Origin of the sequence: Flavobacterium sp. (assembly GCF_027484205.1) — a bacterium.
Lineage (GTDB): Bacteria > Bacteroidota > Bacteroidia > Flavobacteriales > Flavobacteriaceae > Flavobacterium.
Genome location: NZ_JAIXUB010000023.1, coordinates 1 through 20821, shown reverse-complemented (window position 1 = coordinate 20821; position 20821 = coordinate 1). Strand labels below are relative to the sequence as shown.

General features: G+C 29.6%; 23 protein-coding genes and 1 CRISPR repeat array. Of the genes, 19 read left to right on the top strand and 4 right to left on the bottom strand.

The genetic code is table 11. From position 1 onward, the window contains the following. The first annotated feature begins 11 nt into the window (after positions 1–11). From Q0049_RS10310 to Q0049_RS10285, 6 genes are all read left to right on the top strand, one after another. Positions 12–425 carry a hypothetical protein gene (locus Q0049_RS10310; protein WP_298119421.1) on the top strand — a complete coding sequence of 138 codons (414 nt, stop codon included), beginning with the start codon at positions 12–14 and terminating at the stop codon, positions 423–425. Between the two features lie 90 nt (positions 426–515). Next, positions 516–1244 carry an SH3 domain-containing protein gene (locus tag Q0049_RS10305; protein WP_298119419.1) on the top strand — a complete coding sequence of 243 codons (729 nt, stop codon included), beginning with the start codon at positions 516–518 and terminating at the stop codon, positions 1242–1244. Positions 1245–1263: 19 nt separating this feature from the next. Then, on the top strand, positions 1264–1929 hold the full coding sequence (locus Q0049_RS10300) for a hypothetical protein (RefSeq protein ID WP_298119418.1): 666 nt from the start codon (positions 1264–1266) through the stop codon (positions 1927–1929). Positions 1930–2057: 128 nt separating this feature from the next. Beyond that, positions 2058–2600, top strand: a complete 543-nt coding sequence (locus Q0049_RS10295; RefSeq protein WP_298119417.1) for a hypothetical protein — start codon at positions 2058–2060, stop codon at positions 2598–2600. A 183-nt stretch (positions 2601–2783) separates the two neighbouring features. Continuing rightward, a complete protein-coding gene (locus Q0049_RS10290) occupies positions 2784–3671 on the top strand; it encodes a hypothetical protein (protein WP_298119415.1) in 888 nt (295 codons plus the stop codon). 212 nt (positions 3672–3883) lie between these two features. Next, positions 3884–4489, top strand: coding sequence for a hypothetical protein (locus Q0049_RS10285; protein ID WP_298119413.1), 606 nt, complete (start codon positions 3884–3886; stop codon positions 4487–4489). A gap of 3 nt (positions 4490–4492) precedes the next feature. Here the strand turns inward: Q0049_RS10285 and Q0049_RS10280 are convergent, their stop codons facing one another. After that, complete coding sequence (locus Q0049_RS10280) at positions 4493–5764, bottom strand: hypothetical protein (RefSeq protein ID WP_298119411.1); 1272 nt, start codon at positions 5762–5764, stop codon at positions 4493–4495. 180 nt (positions 5765–5944) lie between these two features. On the opposite strand from Q0049_RS10280, the gene Q0049_RS10275 reads away from it, so the two are divergent. The 10 genes from Q0049_RS10275 (at position 5945) to Q0049_RS10235 (ending at position 11664) form a co-directional block, all read left to right on the top strand. Further along, complete coding sequence (locus Q0049_RS10275) at positions 5945–6325, top strand: VOC family protein (RefSeq protein WP_298119409.1); 381 nt, start codon at positions 5945–5947, stop codon at positions 6323–6325. Between the two features lie 114 nt (positions 6326–6439). Beyond that, positions 6440–7372, top strand: a complete 933-nt coding sequence (locus Q0049_RS10270; protein ID WP_298119407.1) for a helix-turn-helix transcriptional regulator — start codon at positions 6440–6442, stop codon at positions 7370–7372. Positions 7373–7465: 93 nt separating this feature from the next. Next, positions 7466–8233 carry an SDR family oxidoreductase gene (locus tag Q0049_RS10265; RefSeq protein WP_298119405.1) on the top strand — a complete coding sequence of 256 codons (768 nt, stop codon included), beginning with the start codon at positions 7466–7468 and terminating at the stop codon, positions 8231–8233. A gap of 246 nt (positions 8234–8479) precedes the next feature. Further along, entirely contained in the window at positions 8480–8965 is a 486-nt protein-coding gene (locus tag Q0049_RS10260) for a hypothetical protein (protein WP_298119404.1), read from the top strand. A 118-nt stretch (positions 8966–9083) separates the two neighbouring features. Further along, complete coding sequence (locus tag Q0049_RS10255) at positions 9084–9473, top strand: hypothetical protein (RefSeq protein WP_298119402.1); 390 nt, start codon at positions 9084–9086, stop codon at positions 9471–9473. Between the two features lie 282 nt (positions 9474–9755). Beyond that, the gene (locus Q0049_RS10250) at positions 9756–10082 is read left to right on the top strand and encodes a helix-turn-helix transcriptional regulator (protein WP_298119400.1); all 327 of its coding nucleotides are present in this window, start codon (positions 9756–9758) and stop codon (positions 10080–10082) included. Further along, complete coding sequence (locus Q0049_RS16665) at positions 10072–10245, top strand: SRPBCC domain-containing protein (protein WP_367178979.1); 174 nt, start codon at positions 10072–10074, stop codon at positions 10243–10245. The genes Q0049_RS10250 and Q0049_RS16665 overlap by 11 nt, the downstream gene beginning before the upstream one ends. Next, positions 10235–10570, top strand: coding sequence for an SRPBCC domain-containing protein (locus tag Q0049_RS10245; RefSeq protein WP_367178978.1), 336 nt, complete (start codon positions 10235–10237; stop codon positions 10568–10570). Before Q0049_RS16665 ends, Q0049_RS10245 begins: the two co-directional genes overlap by 11 nt. Positions 10571–10574: 4 nt before the next feature. Next, a complete protein-coding gene (locus tag Q0049_RS10240; RefSeq protein ID WP_298119390.1) occupies positions 10575–11069 on the top strand; it encodes an SRPBCC domain-containing protein in 495 nt (164 codons plus the stop codon). 4 nt (positions 11070–11073) lie between these two features. Beyond that, positions 11074–11664, top strand: coding sequence for a VOC family protein (locus Q0049_RS10235; protein ID WP_298119388.1), 591 nt, complete (start codon positions 11074–11076; stop codon positions 11662–11664). A 105-nt stretch (positions 11665–11769) separates the two neighbouring features. Here the strand turns inward: Q0049_RS10235 and Q0049_RS10230 are convergent, their stop codons facing one another. From Q0049_RS10230 to Q0049_RS10220, 3 genes are all read right to left on the bottom strand, one after another. After that, the gene (locus tag Q0049_RS10230) at positions 11770–12024 is read right to left on the bottom strand and encodes a helix-turn-helix domain-containing protein (RefSeq protein WP_298119385.1); all 255 of its coding nucleotides are present in this window, start codon (positions 12022–12024) and stop codon (positions 11770–11772) included. 730 nt (positions 12025–12754) lie between these two features. Beyond that, positions 12755–13048: a GIY-YIG nuclease family protein gene (locus tag Q0049_RS10225; RefSeq protein WP_298119384.1), complete on the bottom strand. Its 294-nt coding sequence runs from the start codon at positions 13046–13048 to the stop codon at positions 12755–12757. 461 nt (positions 13049–13509) lie between these two features. Next, positions 13510–14307: a DUF6266 family protein gene (locus Q0049_RS10220; RefSeq protein WP_298119383.1), complete on the bottom strand. Its 798-nt coding sequence runs from the start codon at positions 14305–14307 to the stop codon at positions 13510–13512. Positions 14308–14769: 462 nt separating this feature from the next. Between Q0049_RS10220 and cas9 the strand changes: the two genes are divergently transcribed. The 3 genes from cas9 (at position 14770) to cas2 (ending at position 20129) form a co-directional block, all read left to right on the top strand. Beyond that, entirely contained in the window at positions 14770–18810 is a 4041-nt protein-coding gene (cas9, locus tag Q0049_RS10215) for a type II CRISPR RNA-guided endonuclease Cas9 (RefSeq protein ID WP_298119382.1), read from the top strand. A gap of 1 nt (position 18811) precedes the next feature. Next, the gene (gene cas1, locus Q0049_RS10210; protein ID WP_298119380.1) at positions 18812–19708 is read left to right on the top strand and encodes a type II CRISPR-associated endonuclease Cas1; all 897 of its coding nucleotides are present in this window, start codon (positions 18812–18814) and stop codon (positions 19706–19708) included. Positions 19709–19781: 73 nt separating this feature from the next. Next, positions 19782–20129: a CRISPR-associated endonuclease Cas2 gene (cas2, locus tag Q0049_RS10205; protein WP_298119378.1), complete on the top strand. Its 348-nt coding sequence runs from the start codon at positions 19782–19784 to the stop codon at positions 20127–20129. 120 nt (positions 20130–20249) lie between these two features. Continuing rightward, positions 20250–20675: a CRISPR direct-repeat array (repeat unit 46 nt; unit sequence GTTGGGAATTATAAGTAAAGATACAATTTTGAAAGCAATTCACAAC). Positions 20676–20821 lie beyond the last annotated feature (146 nt).

The following is a 20821-nucleotide window of genomic DNA, read 5'->3' as shown; positions in this document are numbered from 1 at the left end:
GAAGTAATAATATGAAAAAACTTAAATCAATTAGAACACTGTTTTTTATTTTATTTATATCAACTCTTTTCGCTCAAAACATTGAAGAATGTGGATTAGATGATGATTTTAAATTAACAAAAACTGAATCTGAATTCCTAAATAATTATCTTAAAGAAAAACGCAACGATTTTGATTTTACTAATAAAAAAATCATAATTGTATCAGGAAATACTGGTCAAAAAATTGATAGCAAAAAACAATATTTTAAAAATATAAAAAGTTGGCTTGAAAAAGGAGATAAAATTTCAACAGTGCTAATACTATTCAATGAAGAAGAAAAACTAAAAAGTGGATGCGATGGAATTTTAACATTGTGGGTGAAAGTTTTTACCAAAAAAGGAAAGAGAAGAATAATCAAAAAGTTAATAGCTGAAAAAAGATAAATTCATCAAATGATAGAAGCTAAGGACAATTTTAGTTTTTAGAATTTAGCAGTAATTTTAAAAATCGATTAAAACCGAAACGAATACAAAATGAAAAAATCAATTTTATTACTCCTAATTTTATTTCCAATATTATTTTTTTCTCAATCAGCCAAACGCGGCATTATTGTTCCAATTATTGATAGTTTGAAAACTTCTGAAAAGTATTGTTGCGTGCTTTCACCAGAACAAGGTTTTTCAGTTTATGACAATCCAAATGGAAAATTTATTGGAAAACTGAAAAGAATAGGTGACATAAAAAAAGATGATCAAGTTCCATACAATATCTATTTACAAACCGGTAATAAGAAAATAAAAGTTGACAACTATCGACAAATTTCTTATGAAATTTATGCCATAAATTATAAAGATTCAATCCAAGGATTTATAAAAGTACTTGACACTTCTAAAAGCTACTGGTTAAAGGTTTCTGAAATTAGAAACCAAGGTTTTAAGACTGTTAGTTGGTTGGAACACTTAATTAAGCAAAGTGAAAATGAATTAGGTTATTACGCTAACGAACCAGGATTGAGATTACGAAAAGAACCAAACTCAAATAGCGAAGTAATTGGATCTGTACGAGGAGAACTATTTGAAATTAAGCTAACAAACACTACCGTCGGACAATGGTGCAAGGTTAAAATCACAAAATACAAAGAACATCCTTGCAATACTGAATTAAGTGAAGACCAAAATATGGAATACACTTCAGAAGGTTGGCTAAAAGTAATTGACGATAATGGAGAACCAAACCTTTGGAGTTATACAAGAGGTTGCTAAAAAAAACTATGGTTAACACATGAAAAAACTTCAAACAATATCATTACTTCTTTCAATAATCTTTTTTATTAGTTGCAAAAAAGAAATAACCGAAAAGAAAACAACAGTAAAGAAAAGTGAAATCGTAGAAAATAATAAAAGAATATTCGATGATTATATAAAATCTATAAAACCTGAAAGGGTAAATTTAAATACCGATTCTATTCCTGAATATATTTTTTGTGAAATGGGAAATTATATTTTTTTTGATGGAAAAACTAAAAATGAAATAGACTATATAGCTAATGTTTCAAAATATGGTGGCAGTGAGGATTTGAAATTTATAAATGTAAATTGTAATGATGACCAAAAAGAATTTATAGTTGAATCTGCTGGTGGCGGCACATTGGGAAATTACCACTACATGGATATTATGAGATACAATTCTGAAACACACAAAATAAACTCAATTTTCAATTATGAAATATCCTCATTTCATTGGAACGAAGACAAAGAAATTTTAGATTATGTACATTATATTGATGTTCTTTATAAAAAAAACGATAATTGTATTGATACAATCAAAGTTTTTCAAGGTGAATTCATCGATAAACCAAAAAGCTATAGCTTAAATATAAAACCTAAAAAACTAATCGAAATATATTATTTCAACAAAAAAACAGGAAGCTTCGATAAAAAAGTATAATAATATAGATTCTTGGCAAGAATTTTTATCTTTATAAAAATAATTGATTCCAGTTTACACAAACTCTATAATTAACAATACTTCACAAGACATTTTGAAAAAAACCATAAAAAATTAAAATTTCCACTATGAAAAAAATTTTTATCATTTTCTATTTTCTTCCATTCATCATGCTTTCACAATTTAAAATAAAATTCAAAGAAATGGAGAAAGTAGAAAATCCAAGTTTTAATAATTACGATAAATTGGTATTTGAGGCAACTACATATATTTTTTCTAATCCGATGAATCCAAAATCAGAGGAATTTCTTTATGCTGCCAAAATTGCTCAATTTTGGATGAATAAAGACACTGAATTTGGTATACCAACCTTCGGAGAGTTTTACAATAAACTAACAAAAGAGAATAATCAACAGTTTATGTATATATTGTCAATGATGCATTATAATCTTATTCAAAAAATTGAAAAAAACCGTATTATTAAATTTGTGAAAGTAGAAGGAATAAAATTTTCTGACTTACCTGAAGTAAGAGAAGTGCAATATGAAGGAGCAAAAATATTCCTCGATTATTCAAAACAAATAGAAAATAATTTGCCATTAAATAACGATATGCAAATATATATTGATGCAAATAATAATGGAAAACTTCAAGAATTAATGTTTAAATAAAACCATTGAAAAAAAGTTTTAAGCTTTTACAATTTTAGTATTAATTTAAATTCTACTCAATATAATTGATCTTTAGTATCCATTTGAAAGTTTCAAACTTACGATTTGTCAACTTTTTAAAGTGAGGAAATTTATCTTTAATTTTTCTAAGAACACGGTCAAATTCAATAATTTAATGCAACTATGAAAAATATTTTAATTATAACTTTTATTCTCTGCTTTCAGAGCATCTGTTCACAGAAAATTATTTTAAATGGAATAGCTAACACTTCTAAAAATCAAGGGAATATAATGATTGTTCTAAACGACACTTTGAATAGATTATCTGAAAATTATCCTGATTCACTTTATCAGAAAATGTGGGAAAATAAAGATTTAATTTGTTTTTCAGATGAAAATGGAAAATTTTCTATAAAAGTAGACTTAAAAGATAGTTTGGTGTTTTCAAATGATCAATATTATCCGCAAACTCATAAAGTATCAAAATTGATGTTAAATAAAGATTCAATAAATATTATTTTGAAACCTATACCTTGTGTAGAATATGTTCCTTGCATTGAAAAAAAACCAGAATTATACATTTTTATTGGAAAAAAAATAGATGTAAGTTATGCAAGTCAACCAAATTATTGTAACCTAATTTCAATGGATTCTAAATTCAAATCTAAATATAAAATCCTAAAGAGTTTTACTAATAATTTTAATTCTGATACTATTGAATTTGTTTCTTATGATCATTTTTCAAAGGTAAAATATGATGAATTTGAAAATGTATTGCTATTTGTTGGTAAATATTGTGATAGTCTAATTCATAAAAAATATCAATATCAACCAGTTTACAAAACGAAGAATGGTAAATGGGCTTCGCCTATTTTTGAAGAATATGACTCTACAAAAAGAAAATGTGAAAAAGAACCTCACAAAGTAAAAATGGCAGAACCAATAATTATTTCAAGATATAACTCTCATGGAAAATTAGAGGATATTTACAAAAAGCCTTATTATAAAATTAAAAAAGGTAAAGTTTATATGTTGTATGGATATTACCCCGAGGACTTTATAAAAAATTAAAGCCGAAAAAATAGAAAATAAAGGCTTTTAGAAATTAAGGCTTTAGGAATTTCACTATTTGACAGAATTAAAATATGTTTTGTATTTTTGATTTTCAGTGTTTAATGATTTTTTTTTCTTCTTTATTGCATTATTTTATAAAGTTGAAAAAAGGGTTCCAATTTAGGAATACAATATAAAAATATTTTAAACATTAAATTTTAAAAATAAATATGAAAAAAAACACATTCTTATTAATCATAGTCATACTCCTTTCTTCTTGCTCTCCTGAATACTATATTTATAAGTTACAACTCAAAAAACCAACCGTTTCTAATGAATTAAAGTTTGAAGATGAAAAACTTATAGTAGAGTTCTTATTTATGGAATCTGAAGTCGCATTAAAAATTATGAATAAAAGCGATAAACCTTTAAAAATAAATTGGGATGAAGCATCTTTCGTTTATAATGGTGAAGCTCAAAAAATTATTCATAAAAATGTGAAATATATTGACAAAGAAAAATTACAAGCTCCAACTGTAATTCCTCCTAAATCATTTATTCTAGACTTTGTACAACCTATTGACGATATAAAATATAACCAAAGTTCATTTTCTCATGATTCTTATTGGAGCAATAAACCAATCTTTCCTATAATTTCTTATTATAATCCTAAAGATAAAGAACGAATTGAAAGAGCAAAAAAAGTTATGGGAAATAATATAAAAATTTACATTCCTATTCTACAAGATGGAAAATCATTTGATTATTATTTTGAGATGGAAGTAAATGATATACATTACAAAAAAAGTAAAAATCAAACAGAATCGATTTTCTAAAAACTAAAACTTCATTATCTCAATCCTACTTCCATCCATAAAAATGGCTCTATCGGAGCGAAGTATGATGGCATTCTTATCGCCTTCAAAAGTGATTTTAGCACTTTTCAATTCAAAATGTTTTTTTACCAAATCTGTAGTGTTTTTATGCGCATGAAAAAAACGAGGTAAATTAGGAGGATTTTGTTGTGATGTTTTTGTGCTGAATAACGTTTGCCCAAAATAAAAATGCATAGGATAAAAAACATTATCCATAATCAAGGAATCCTTACTTTTAATATAAAAATAGCGACCTTTAAAATCATTCTTTTTAAAGAATTTTGTGTACTCTTTTACCATTTCAAAATCAGAGAAAACAATTAAATCATAATCTGTTTTATTTTCTATAGTAACAGTTTCTTTTGATTCAGCAACCACATAACTTGAACTCACAAAATCAAAACCCGTTTTTAAAGTATCTGAATAATTACCAATGAGTAACACATTATTTTGAGTAGGTTTCGCAAAACTTTCATAAAATCCTTTAGGTTCTAAATCGCTTTGTTTAATGGGTTCCTCTTTCTTTAAAAATAAAATCCCAACCGCAATAATTAATATCACAACGCCTAAAATTCCAGTCATGAATTTAAAATCACCCATCACACGACGACGAATTTTCAATTCTTTAGGATCAGTTGGAACGTGAAACATGTAATAGAAACCTTGAGTCATCACTTCAAAAAATAATACAATACCAGGTTTATTGATATTACCTAAGGCATCATATAATTCTTGCGCTATTAACTCTTTTACTTTCTTTTCCTTTTTTACTAAAATAGAAGATGGAAATAATTTGATTAAATCGGAAATATTTTTAAACTCACTTTGACTGTCTATTTTTCCTTTTTTATTAATAGCGTCAATATAACTATCGAGTTTAAACTCTAACCGATGTGTCAATAAATCCAACACTTCCATAGGAAGAAGTTCTTTATATTTCAGTAATACTTTTAAAGCTAGAAAATCCTGTTGCTCTAATCGCGTGATGACAAATTGATTTAATTCATTCATCAAATTAGCAGAAATTTCTTGTTTTAAAGCAATATAATCGTAGTTATCGAAATTAGGAACGCCATAGTCTTTCAAGAAATTAAATCGTTCAAAAAGCAACGAATAGAATTCTTCATTTTCGGGCAAAAACTGAAGCAATGCACTTCTATTTTTCAATGCTTCTAGAAAACGTTCCACATCATTAGTATTGAACTTTGAGTTATCAATTCGTACTTCAGTCTTCAATAACTTTTCATATTTGACTATCGTCTCCGAATCCAAATGTGAAAGTGACTGAGAAGCTAACTTTTTTAAGTATTGATAACAATTGATAAAACTCATCTTCAAAAATAATATAAGGCTTACCACAATAATACAATTTTTTTTTACATTTGAAATAACAATCAATAACTAAAAACAAACCCTATGAAAAATCCATTTGCGTGGGTAGAAATTTATGTGTCCGATATGGCACGTGCCCAAAAATTTTATGAAACTATATTAAACATAACCATGATTCCAATGCAAACTCCTGGTGGTTTTGGCGACCTAGAAATGCTATGTTTTCCTTGGGAAGAAGGTGGAAAAAACATCAGTGGTGCATTGTGCAAAATGAAAGACATGTCACCAGGAAATGGCGGAACGTTAGTTTATTTTGGATGCGATGATTGTTCTGTAGAACTTTCTCGTGTGGCACAAGCTGGCGGAACTGTGCTTCAAGAAAAAATGTCTTTAGGCGAACACGGATTTTGCGGTATTGCTTTAGACACTGAAGGAAATTCAATTGGATTTCACTCGATGGCATAACTGTTTTAAAAGAAAATAACAACTAGCCACAAGTACACACTTGTGGTTTTTTTATGTTTTTCATCTAAAAAATATAAAAACTATTACCTTTGCAAAATATTTGATTTTTACAAAATGACAACCATTTCCATAAACGAATTCTACAAAGAAATATTTGACGATAAATGCCCGTTAACCGAATTGTTTTTCAGTGAGCAAAGTAATAACGATATTGGTCATTTTAACATATTCAATATTGGTGAAATGAACAGGGTTTGCAAAGGCAAAATCGTAATGCCTTACAACCGAAGAACATACTACAAAATCAGTCTTATAAACGGACACAATCTTGTGGAATATGCCGATAAACAAATCGAAATCAAACAAAAAGGAATTCTTTTTGCATCACCACGAATTCCATACCGTTACATGCCACAAGACGAAAACCAATCGGGTTATTTTTGTGTCTTTACTGCTGATTTTATGCACAAATCTAAAACCGCTTTAAATCTTGATACACTTCCTATTTTTAGCAATCAAAGCGATTTTGTTTTCCATATCACAGACGAACAATTCAATGACATTGAACGCATTTTTCTAAAAATGAATAGCGAAATTCAATCCGATTATGCTTTTAAATATGATCTTTTACGTAATTATGTCAGTGAACTTATTCATACGGGACAAAAACTAAAACCTATTGAAGGAACTAAAGAAACCCACAATGCGACCTCCAGAATTTCGTCGCTTTTTATAGAACTACTCGAACGACAGTTTCCCATAGAATCGATTAATCATGAACTTCAGTTGCGCACTGCAAAGGAATATGCAGAAAATCTTCGCATCCACGTCAATCATTTAAATAAAGTACTTAAAGAAGCTACCGGAAAAACCACCACCGAAATCATCGCAAGTCGCATCACACAAGAAGCTAAAATACTTTTAAAACAAACTGATTGGAATATTTCTGAAATTGCCAATTGCCTCGGATTTGACGAAGTAGCTCATTTTTCTAATTTCTTTAAAAAGCAAACCCAAACTTCGCCATTACATTATCGAGAAAACTAATTATTTGATTTTTACAAATAACACTTTGAATCTCGCAACAATCACTTGAGGTAGATTACCCAACTTTGCACTGTAATTAATTCATAAATAAAAATGACAAATACAGTAAACAAAATTGCCTTAGTAACAGGTGGAAGCCGTGGACTTGGAAAAGATATGGCGTTGCAATTAGCAAAAAAAGGTTTTGATGTAATTCTAACCTATCAAACTAAAAGCGAATTCGCGCAAGAAGTTGTAAATGAAATTAAAAATAACGGACGTAGAGCATTCGCACTTCAACTGGATGTTGCCGATGCCAATTCATTTGACCATTTCGCAAGCACATTAGCTACGACTTTAAAGAACGAATTCCATACCGAGAAACTTTCTGCTTTAGTCAACAATGCTGGAGTTGGAATTCATGCTTCTTATGCTGAAACAACTATGGAACAATTTGATAGCATGGTGAACATTCATCTAAAAGGAGCATTCTTTTTAACCCAAAAGTTATTGCCATTACTACAAGATGGCGCCAGTATTGTAAACATTTCTTCAGGATTGGCACGTTTTAGCTTTAACGGATATGCTGCGTATGCAATTATGAAAGCCGCAATCGAATCGTTAAGCCGTTACCAAGCTTTAGAATTAGGTGTGCGTAAAATTAGAGTTAATACTGTTGCACCAGGCGCAATCGAAACTGATTTTGGTGGTGGTGCTGTTCGTGATAATAAAGATTTAAACGATATGTTATCGTCAAATACCGCTTTAGGAAGAGTTGGATTGCCAGACGATATTGGTTCAGTTGTTGCCTTTTTATGTAGTGAAGAATCTAAATGGATTAACGCCCAACGCCTTGAAGTTTCTGGAGGATTTAATATTTAAGAAACTTTTTTAATATTTTGAACCACAAGTTATTGCTTGTGGTTTTTTTTATGATTATTTCACAAGTAAATTCGATACTTAATTTTATTGTGTCACAAAAAATAAGTAGTCACAAGAAAAAAATAAACGTTACATCAGAATTATGGTTTCCGAATAATAGCCGTTTCTCGCAATTTCAAATTCTGTTGTAAATTCATGTTTACGTTTCGCAATAATTTTTATCTTTAGCCAAAAAAAAAACGTATCATGAAAAGAATTTTACTAATTATATTAGCAATAATAGCTATTGGTGCTCTAATTATAATCTTAATTATCAGAAGCAAAGCAAGAAGACAATTTCAAAAATCGAAAAATAAAATTTCAAAATTAAAAGAAGGCAAAGCTAATTATGAATTTGAGATTCCATCAAATTATAGTGAGGCATCCATCTTAAAAATTAGAAAATTATTAGAAGAAAATAATTTCAGAATAATTGAAGATGTAAATGATGGCTTAATTGCATACTCAGGTAAAAGCGAAGATGCCGTTTTAAATGGATGGTTAAATGTAAATCCTTTAAGTTTACCTATGAGAATCATCGTAACAAGTTCATTAACAAATACTATAAAGGTTAATTTTGCAGATGATTATGGTTTTCAAATATTAAATTCCAATCAGAAACAAAAATTTAATGATGCCTATAAACCAATTTTTAATCATTTCGAAATTTTAATTAAAAATCATTTAAATTAATTTTTTAAACATCTTCAAAAACATCAAAATATATTATTTTCGATAGAAGTAACATGTAAAAGATATTTTAAAAGAATCCCATAATAAATAACATATAACAATTAAAACAAAAAAGAAAATGAAAAAAAACATTTTAACCTTAAGCTTACTTTTTATGTGCCTTGTAGGTTTTAGTCAAGAAATTAAAATTAAAGATGATGTTGTGTCAATTGACGGCAAAGAATGTCTGAAAATAAGTGGAGATGTAAATAATGTTTCGATTTCAGATTTAGATGGAAATGAAATAATATTTTTAAAATACATCCATAACAGTAGATATGGTTCACTATACAATAAGATAACTTTTCTTGACAAGAAATTAAGCTTTACATCAAAGTCATATATATTCACAAAGAAATTATTAATTAAAAAATTACTTGCAGATAAAACATTAAACGAGTGCAAATTAGATCCAGATAAAGTAGAAAAATTTGTATTGAAATTTGATGAAAATGTAGAGACAGATTAAAACAATAATTGGAGTTTTAATACGCTATAAAGTACTATTTTGCGCATCTATATCTCCTGAACTTACAATAATATTAAGTCATAAATAAAAAACAAAAGACTTTCTATAGTACTAAAGAGAAAACAAAAACTACCTCAGCAATGATGTAGTTTTTTTTTGCTTTCAATATTTCAACTTCCTCACTTCTACCCTACATTTTAAAAAAAGTGTAAAAAAATTTGCGCAACCGAAAGGTTGCATTTATATTTGCAACCAATTGGTTTCATTAAAATAATATTACAAATGAGAAGAGACATATTTCAAGCCATTGCCGACCCAACTCGGCGAGGCATTATAACCTTGATTGCGCTACAAGCCATGACGCCAAATGCCATTGCAGAGAACTTCAATACTACTCGACAAGCCATTTCAAAACATTTGCGAATACTATCAGAATGTGATCTTATAAAACAAGAGCAAAAAGGTAGAGAAATTTATTACTCACTTGAAATTGACAAAATGAAAGAAATTGACCAATGGATGGAACAATTCAGAGCGATTTGGGAAACCCGATTTAATCAACTTGACACTCTATTAGCAACAATTAAAAACAAAAACAATGAACAGTAATTTATTATTTGATTTTACTATCAATAAAGAAGCACAAACCGTAAATGTAAAACGTGAATTTAATGGAACTTTGGAATTAGTTTGGGATGCATGGACAAAACCCGAATTGCTCGACCAATGGTGGGCACCAAAACCGTATCAAAACAAAATCAATGGATTTTAAAGAAGGTGGTACTTGGCTATATGCCATGATTAGTCCTGAAAATCTATCCCATTGGTGCAAAAATGATTATATAAAAATTAATCCTCTAGTGAGTTATACTGGTTTAGATGCTTTTTGTGATGAGAATGGCGTTACTAACCTTGACATGCCAAGAACTGAATGGACCAACACGTTTACTGAAGCAAATGGAATAACTTTAGTAACTATAGAAGCAAAATATGAAACCTTAGCCGATTTAGAAAAAGTAATTGAACTCGGCTTCAAAGAAGGGTTTACTATGGGCTTGAATCAATTAGACGCTTTATTATCAACTTTTAAAAAATAACAACATGAACGCTTTACAATTTGACTTTATAGTGAACAAATCAACAAAAACGGTAACGATTGAAAGAGTATTTAATGCGGAACTTTCCTTAGTTTGGGAAGCATTTACAAATAAAGAAATTCTAGACCAATGGTGGGCACCAAAACCATTTGAATCAAAAACTAAAGTAATGAATTTTGAAGTTGGTGGACGACGATTTTATGCCATGGTAAGTCCAGAAGGACAAGAAATGTGGTCCATTCAAAAATATACTTCAATCACGCCAAAGACTAATTTTAAATTCCTAAGTTCATTTGCAGATAAAGAAGAAAACCCTAACTTACCTGGTTCTAATTGGGATTTGAATTTTAGTGAAGAAAACAATTATACAAAGGTTAGCATTTCTATTTACAACGAATCGCTTGAAAGAATGGAAAGAATGATTGAAATGGGCTTCAAAGAAGGATTTACGGCGACTTTGAACGAATTAGCAAATTTATTACCAAATTTAAATAACTAATACAATGAAAAAACTTTTAACCTTATTGATAATAGCCAATTTAACAGCTTGTGGAAATTCGCAACAGAATGCTGACAAAAATAATAAAGTTGATACTACTTCAACAAAAAAAGCAAGTTCAATTACCCAAAAAATAACACCATGCCTTTGGGTTGATAAAGATGCCAAAGCGGTGGCAAACTATTACCTTTCGATTTTCAAAGATGGTAAACTAAAAGAATACCACAACTATGAAAATCCATCCGAAGCTAAAGAACAAGGTGGACAGGACAGCTTTGATACAGCAGTAATAGAAATTGGCAACATTGAGCTAAGTATTTTAGCTGCTGGACCATATTTCAAATTCAACGAAGCTGTTTCAATGGTTGTTAATTGCAAAGACCAAGCAGAGGTTGATTATTATTGGAACGCATTAACGGCAAATGGCGGCGAAGAAGGTTCTTGTGGTTGGTGCAAAGACAAATATGGCTTATCATGGCAAGTGGTTCCTGTGGAGTATTTTGACCTCATCAATAGCAATGACCCAAAAGTTAGAGAAAAAGCAATGAAGAATACTTTTAAACAGAAAAAAATAGTTCTCTCTGAACTTAAATAATTAGTTAAGTAATTAATTTTTATAAAAAAACTACATCAACAATAGAAAGTGATGTAGTTTTTATAATTATGCGCAACACAAATAAAAATAGTAGTCAAAATAAAACTACTTCTCTTTTATTTTCCCCATCAACACATCACTAAAATAACTCTTAGGATACATGTATCGACCTCCAACTAAAGTACAAGGTATTAGATTTGCTTTTCGAAGACGGTACAACTTACTTTCACTAAAATGAAATAACGTTTTTACATCAGCACTATCAAGCCATTGCTCCTCCTCGCTTTTCTGTATAGCATAATGAAGTAATGCTTTCAATGATGCCACTTCCTCCTGTAATTGCTTGATCTTTTTACTCATTAAACTAATATTATGAAGGCTATAACGAAACTTTCCATACAGTAGTATTGTGCAAAATGTTAAAGTTGTAGGAAAATAACACTACTTTGTGTTAAAGTTATATTTTATTTTAAAAATAACAGTTTTTGAAATAGTATTATGAAGTATCGGGACTAACGAAAACCTTTTGAAAATGAAACACAGTCTCAAAAAACCGTTCTTAATACTTATCGTCAGTTCGAGTGATTTTTATAAAACTGCGACCAGCTGTTTTATAGAAATTGTATCGAGAACCTTCTGAAAATGAAACGATATAGATAACAATCGTTCTCGATACTTATCGTCAGTTCGAGTGATTTTTATAAAACTGTGACCAGCTGTTTTATAAAAATTGTATCGAGAACCTTCTGAAAATGAAACAAAGTCTCAAAAAACAGTTCTCGATACATACCGTCAGTTCGAGTGATTTTTATAAAACTGCGACCAGCTGTTTTATAAAAATTGTATCGAGAACCTTATGAAAATGAAACGATATAGCTAACAACCGTTCTCGACACTTATCGTCAGTTCGAGTGATTTTTATAAAACTGCGACTAGCTGTTTTATAAAAATTGTATCGAGAACCTTATGAAAATGAAACAATATAGTTAACAACCGTTCTCGATACTTATCGTCAGTTCGAGTGATTTTTATAAAACTGCGACCAGCTATTTTATAAAAATTGTATCGAGAACCTTATGAAAATGAAACACTATTTATCAAAATCTTTCTTTGCCAAATTCGGCAAAGCTTCATAATCATCATTTATTAAAGCTTCTTTTTTTAATCTTGACCATTTTTTAATTTGTTTTTCTTTTTCAATTGCCAAATTAATATCTGTGAATTCTGCTATGAAAACTAACTCAACAGGTCTTCGCGAAGAAGTATAACAATCAGGAAAAAAAGCGGTGTTATGCTGAAACATTCTTTGTTCTAAATTACTTGTAACTCCTGTATAATAGGAACTATCAGAACATTTTAACATATAAACATAAGATTGTTGCATTTAGCAAAATATAAAATATTGTTTTCATACCGTTCTCGATACTATTTTATAAAACAAAAATTGCATTTTCATTTTATAAAATCACTCGAACTGACGTGAGTACTAAAAAGAAAATCGTCAAACTAACACTTCCGTCAGTTCGAGTGATTTTTATAAAACTGCGACTAGCTGTTTTATAGAAATTATATCGAGAACCTTTTGAAAATAAAACACAATCTTAAAGAACCTCTCTCGATACTTACCGTCAGTTCGAGTGATTTTTATAAAACTGCGACCAGCTGTTTTATAGAAATTTTATCGAGAACCTTATGAAAATGAAACGATATAGCTAACAACCGTTCTCGATACTATTTTATAAAACAAAAATTGCATTTTCATTTTATAAAATCACTCGAACTGACGTAAGGGTTGAAAAAAAAATCCCGAACAAAATCGGGATAATTTTTATTACATTAAAAATACTAAGCAACTAAAACACTACCTAAATAAACACTTGTAGCATACTTTTTATCATCTACCGAAACAAACGTACCCCAAACCTCAACCGTCAATCCAGTCAACGACGTTGGTACAAGAATAGCACCCGTCAATGCACTTCGAACAGCAACCGATAACGAATAAACCGTTGACTTCAAAGTAGGCTCATAAAGAGCAATCACAAGCTTATCCGTAGGCTTTGCCTCTCCTTCGCCCGAGTTGTCTGACCATACAATACTAACCGTACTTGGATCAGTCGAAGAAATAACACCCGCTTGAATCCCGGTTAAATCACCTTTTGCAATTAACACCTTGTTATACACCATATCAAAGACAGGCTCATTATACACCATTGCCTCTTTAATGTGATACGACATTGCCTGATTCAACCTTGTTTTTTCGCCTGTATTGTTTCCATAATAGCGGCTTAAAACAGGATAAAACGGATTTAAAAACGAAGTAACCGTACTAAACTTCAATCGTTGCAATGCCTGATTTGGCGTTGCTGTTCTATTGGCTCTTCTTGGTAAACTACGCAATACCTCTTTACCTCTCCAACTTGCGCCTACAACAGGACCAACTTTACCTGAAAACGCACCTAAAATTCCTTTGTTATATGTTCCCATATAGATTAAAAATAAATTGATTAAACACCCTTTACTTGTAACGTTACAACCATATAACGCAACACCTCCAACATCAAGTATATAATTTAACCCTAATGACGTACGTTGACGTGTTTTGACGTACTTTGACGTACTTTGACGTGATTTGACTAACAAAACAGCCCTTTTTTGCTACTTTGTTCGGGGTTTGTTCGGGATTTGTTTTGACAAGATGCAGTAAACACTGGTTTCTCTCGAACGAAACCCGAACGAAACCCGAACGAAACCCGAACAAAACTCCTTGAAGTAAAAAAAAAATGAAAAAAAATCGCTTTTACGGTTTTCCGTAAAATAGTATAACATTTGAATTTTATTTTTGAAAAAATTAAGTATTTGTACGTAGTTTATTAATAAAATAATTTGCTAATTTTGGTAGGTTTGAAAATTAAACAAGGTAATTAAAATAAAAAAAAGCGACAACTTTAAGTTGCCGCTTTGAATGTTTTCACAACGGAATAATCCTTATTGTGAATTGCTTCAAAATTGTAATACAATATTAAAAAAAAAATATTAATTAAAATAATTATTAGGAATAAATAATCTAATTGATAGTTACAAGCAATTAAAATTAATTTAAAAATGAAAAAAATATTAGGTTTAGATTTAGGTACAACATCAATTGGATGGGCATTTATACATGAGGGTGAAGAAAATGAAACTTCAAAAATAATAAATTCAGGAGTTCGCATTGTACCCTTAACAACTGATGAGGAAGCTGATTTTAAAAAGGGTAACACTATTTCCATAAATGCTGATAGAACTTTAAAACGTGGTGCAAGAAGAGGTTTACAACGCTTTAAACAAAGAAGAAATGCTCTAATAGAATTATTTAAAGGTATCAAATTTATACCTGATGGTTTTGTTTATGCGGAAAATGGAAAAGAAACTACATTTTCATCCTATCAAGTTAGAGCAAAAGCTGCAACAGAAAGAGTAACTAAGGAAGAATTGGTTAAAGTGTTGTTGATGCTTAATAAAAAACGTGGTTATAAAAGTAGTAGAAAAGCTAAAACAATTGAAGAAGGAGAAGCAATTGATGGAATGGCAATTGCAAAAGAATTATTTGAAAATAACTTAACACCCGGACAATGGATATTTAATTCTTTAAGTAAAGGAGGGAAATTTATTCCCGATTTCTATCGATCGGATTTGCAAAAAGAGATTGAAAAGATTGTAAAATTTCAAAATAAATTTCATACAGAGATTAACAATATGTTGATTGAAGATTTAAAAGGAAAATCAAGAACGTTGACTTCACAGCACTTCACTAAAACACTAAAAATAGAATTAGTAGAAAATAAGGGAAGTAGAGAAGAAACAAAGCTACAACACTATCGATGGAGAAATGAAGCTCTAGAAACAAAATTGGAATTGAATGTTTTGGCTTATATTTTGACTGAAATTAATAATCAGATTAACCAATCTAGTGGTTATTTGGGCGCTATTAGTGACCGAAGCAAAGAATTGTATTTTAATAAACAAACTGTTGGACAATTTCAATATAATCAGCTTAAAGAAAATGCATATTCTCGTTTAAAAAATCAAGTTTTCTATAGACAAGATTATATGGATGAGTTTGAAACTATTTGGCAAACACAAGCTACATTTTATCCTGAACTTAATGATAAATTAAAAACAGAAGTTAGAGATATAACTATTTTTTATCAAAGAAAGTTGAAATCACAAAAACACTTAATTAGTCATTGTGAATTTGAAAAAGGACATAAAGCCATTCCTAAATCGTCTCCATTGTTTCAAGATTTTAGAATATGGCAAAATTTGAACAACATAATTGTAAAAAATGAAGTCACAAAAGAGCCGTTCTTGTTAAGTGAAGAATTAAAAAAACAAATTGCGGATGCTTTAACTTTTAAAGACAGTATGTCTGATTTGCAATTGATTGAATTTTGTGGTTTGAAAAAAAATAGTCATACTGTGAACTTTAAAAAAATTGAAGGCAACAGAACTAATACAGCATTATTTAAAGCATTTGAAAAAATATTGATTTATGAAGGTTATGATGAATTGGATTTATCAAAACTTGATGCTGATGATATTGTAAAAATCTTTAAAAGTGCCTTTGAGGATTTAAAATTGTCAACATCATTATTAGAATTTGACACTTCTATACAAGGAAATGAATTTGACAAACAACCGTCTTATCAATTATGGCACCTGCTATATTCTTCTGAAGAAGATGAGCAATTAAAACAAACTTTAATCAATAAATTTGGTTTCAAACCTCAACACGTTCCGTTTTTATTAAATGTTAGTTTACAAGCAGATTATGGTAGTTTAAGTGCTAAAGCTATCAAGAAAATATTACCTCATTTGAAAGATGGGCATATTTATGATAAGGCATGTTTAATGGTTGGATATAATCATTCTTCTTCTTTGACCAAAGAGGATAATGATAAAAGAGAATTAAAAAATAAACTTGATTTAATTAAGAAAAATAGTTTGCGTAACCCTGTGGTAGAAAAAATATTGAACCAAATGGTTAATGTTATAAATGCCATTATGGAAGACCCAACTATGGGAAAACCAGATGAAATAAGAGTTGAGTTGGCTCGTGAGTTGAAAAACAATAATGAGCAAAGAAATGAAATGACTAAAGCTATTAATAAAAGTACAGCAGAGCATGAACAAATAAAGAAATTACTACATACTGAATATGGCATTGCTAGAGTAACTCGTAATGATATTATTCGTTATAAACTATGGAAAGAATGTGATGGAATTTCAATATATACAGGAAAACCCATTGAGGCTTCTAAGTTATTCTCTAAAGAATATGATATTGAACATATCATTCCAAAATCAAGATTGTTTGATGATAGTTTTTCAAATAAAACAATTTGTGAACGTCAATTGAATATTGATAAAAGCAATAAAACGGCTTATTCTTTCTTGAAAGAAAAACTATCGAATGAGGAATTTGATCAATTTGAAAAAAGAGTAAAAAGTTTGTTTGGCAAAATTAGTAGAACCAAACAAAATAAATTGTTAATGGCTGACAATGAAATACCTGAAGGATTCATTGATAGACAATTAAGAGAGACACAATATATAGCTAAAAAAGCAAAAGAAATATTGCTAGAAGTTTCAAGAACTGTAACCTCAACTATTGGTAGTGTAACGGACAAGTTGCGTGAAGATTGGGAATTGGTTGAAGTAATGAAAGAATTAAATTGGGATAAATACCACAAACTTGGATTAACGATAGAAGAAGAAGGTAAAAATGGTGAACGTTTATACAAAATAAAAAATTGGACAAAACGTAATGACCATCGTCATCATGCTATGGATGCTATAACTGTGGCTTTTACAAAGCCTGTTTATATACAATACTTAAACAATCTAAATGCACGAACCAAAGAAGATAAAAAAGGTGCTGAAATTTATGGAATTGAAACTAAATATTTGAAGAAAGATAAAAACGGAAAATTGAGGTTTATTACTCCAATAACAAATTTTAGAGAAGAAGCTAAAAAACAATTAGAGAGTATTTTGATTTCATATAAAGCTAAAAATAAAGTTGTTACTAAAAACAAAAATAGTATCAAAATAAAAGGTGGAACTCTTGAAAAAATACAATTAACTCCAAGAGGACAATTGCATAAAGAAACTGTTTATGGCAAACTGCAACAGTATGTTACAAAAGAAGAAAAAGTAAATGCCAATTTTACTGCTGATTATATTACAAAAGTTGCCAAAAAACAATATCGTGAAGCTCTTTTAAAACGATTAGAAGAGCATGACAATGACCCTAAAAAAGCATTTACAGGGAAAAATGTTTTAGCTAAAAATCCTATTTATTTAGATGCTAATAAAACAATAGCAGTTCCTGAGAAAGTAAAATTAGTTTGGTTTGAAGATGATTACACTATAAGAAAAGATATTACGCCAGATTTAAAAATTGAAAAAGTAATTGATATTGGTATAAAAACCATTCTGCAAAACCGATTAAATGATTTTAATGGTGATGCTAAAAAAGCTTTTGTAAATCTTGACGAAAACCCTATTTGGCTAAATAAAGAAAAAGGAATTTCTATAAAAAGAGTAGCTATTAGTGGTGTTAGTAATGCGCAAGCATTACATACTAAAAAAGACCATTTAGGAAATGAGATTTTGGATGAAAACGGAAAACCAATACCAGTAGATTTTATAAGTACTGGAAACAATCATCATGTAGCTATTTATAAAGATGAAAAAGGAAATTTACAAGAAGAAGTAATTTCTTTTTATGATGCTGTAGTGAGGAAGAATTTAGGATTATCAGTAATAAATAAAAATCATGAAAAAGGATGGGAGTTTTTATTCTCTATCAAGCAAAATGAATTCTTCATTTTTCCTTCAGAGAGTTTTAACCCACATGAAATTGATTTATTAGAACCAAATAATTATCATTTAATTAGTCCTAATATTTATAGAGTTCAAAAATTTGGCTCGTTACTTTCTGGTTTTTGGTTTAGACATCATTTAGAAACACAAATCGAAACTCCAAAAGAATTAAAGGGCATTACATATAAAGTAATTCAAAGTGTAAATAATTTAAATAACATAATAAAAGTGAGATTAAATCATTTAGGTAAAATTGTTCAACTAGGCGAATATTGATATGATTAAAAAAACACTTTTCTTCGGTAATCCAGCTTATTTAAGTACAAAAAATGAGCAGTTGGTTGTAACTTATCCGGACAAGGAACAAGAAACTAAAACTGTGGCTATAGAAGATATAGGTGTTATTGTGATGGAAAATCAGCAAATTACAATCACTAATGGATTGTTGGAAAAATTGACTAACAACAATGTAGCATTAATTAATTGTGATCAATATCATTTACCTATTGGTTTATTGATGCCTTTAAGTGGTCATTCGGAACAAACGGAGCGATTTCGGAATCAGATTGAGGCTTCACTCCCATTAAAGAAAAATTTGTGGCAACAAACTATTAGTGCGAAAATTAGTAATCAAGGTGCATTGCTTAAAGAAAAAGGAATACCAATGCGCAAGATGGAACTTTGGGCAAAAGAGGTTACTTCGGGCGATGCACTAAACCACGAAGCTAGAGCAGCTGTGTATTATTGGGATAATTTATTTAAAATTGAAGGTTTTACTAGACAACAAAAAGGATTACCTCCTAATAATTTGTTGAATTATGGCTATGCTATTTTAAGAGGTATTACAGCGAGAGCACTTGTTAGTTCTGGTATGTTGCCCACATTAGGGATTTTTCATCGCAATAAATACAATGCTTATTGTTTAGCAGACGATATTATGGAACCATATCGACCGTTTGTGGATTTGATAGTTTGTCATATCATGGAAACAGAGGATAATATCAAGGAATTAACTGTTGACATAAAAAAACAATTGTTGAGCATTGCCTCTATTGATGTGCAAATTGATGGAAAAAGAAGTCCACTTATGGTAGCTATGAGTAGAACAACAAATTCGTTGCATGAATGTTTTGAAGGGAGTTCTAGAAAGATTTTATATCCAGTTTATTTATAATTGCCTCTCGACTGAACTCGAGGTAACAAAATAAGAAGTTAAAATGGTAACTCATTTATAAAGTAACTACAAAATGTATGACGAACATTATAGTAGATTAAATCAGTATAGAAGTTTGTGGATATTAGTATTTTTTGATTTGCCCACTGAGACCCGTAAAGAACGTAAAATAGCAGGTTTATTTCGTAAAAAGCTATTAGACGATGGTTTTTCTATGTTTCAATTTTCTATCTATATGCGGTTTTGTGCTAGTAGAGAAAATGCTGAGGTGCATACTAAAAGAATTAAAAATAGTTTACCTGAGCATGGCAAAATTGGTGTCATGCAAATAACCGATAAGCAATTTGGTATGATGGAACTATTTTATGGTAAAAAACCAGTAGAAACTGACAAACCTTCGCAACAATTGGAATTATTTTAATTTTAGGTAGAATTATAAAAAAACTAACTCGTTCTCTACACTATCATTTCAACTACACGTATTTTTGAATTCTAATATTACTCACAACTCCCAACATTTCAATCTATTACGACTCGGCATGTTGGGAATTATAAGTAAAGATACAATTTTGAAAGCAATTCACAACTTAATTTTTCTTGCATTATCTTTTCCAATTGTTGGGAATTATAAGTAAAGATACAATTTTGAAAGCAATTCACAACCATTGTCGTACCATTCTTTAAAATGACTTCGTTGGGAATTATAAGTAAAGATACAATTTTGAAAGCAATTCACAACACCAAGCATCATTTGTTGTTGCTTGCTCTTGTTGGGAATTATAAGTAAAGATACAATTTTGAAAGCAATTCACAACATTGGGTTATCGGTGGTAAGTTTAGTTTTGGTTGGGAATTATAAGTAAAGATACAATTTTGAAAGCAATTCACAACAAAAGATAATTATTACATAGTAGACGCAACGTTGGGAATTATAAGTAAAGATACAATTTTGAAAGCAATTCACAACATAACATTGATGTAAACCGTGTAAGGTATCGTTGGGAATTATAAGTAAAGATACAATTTTGAAAGCAATTCACAACGGTGCTGAAATGGCTTTGTTTAAATCATCTGTTGGGAATTATAAGTAAAGATACAATTTTGAAAGCAATT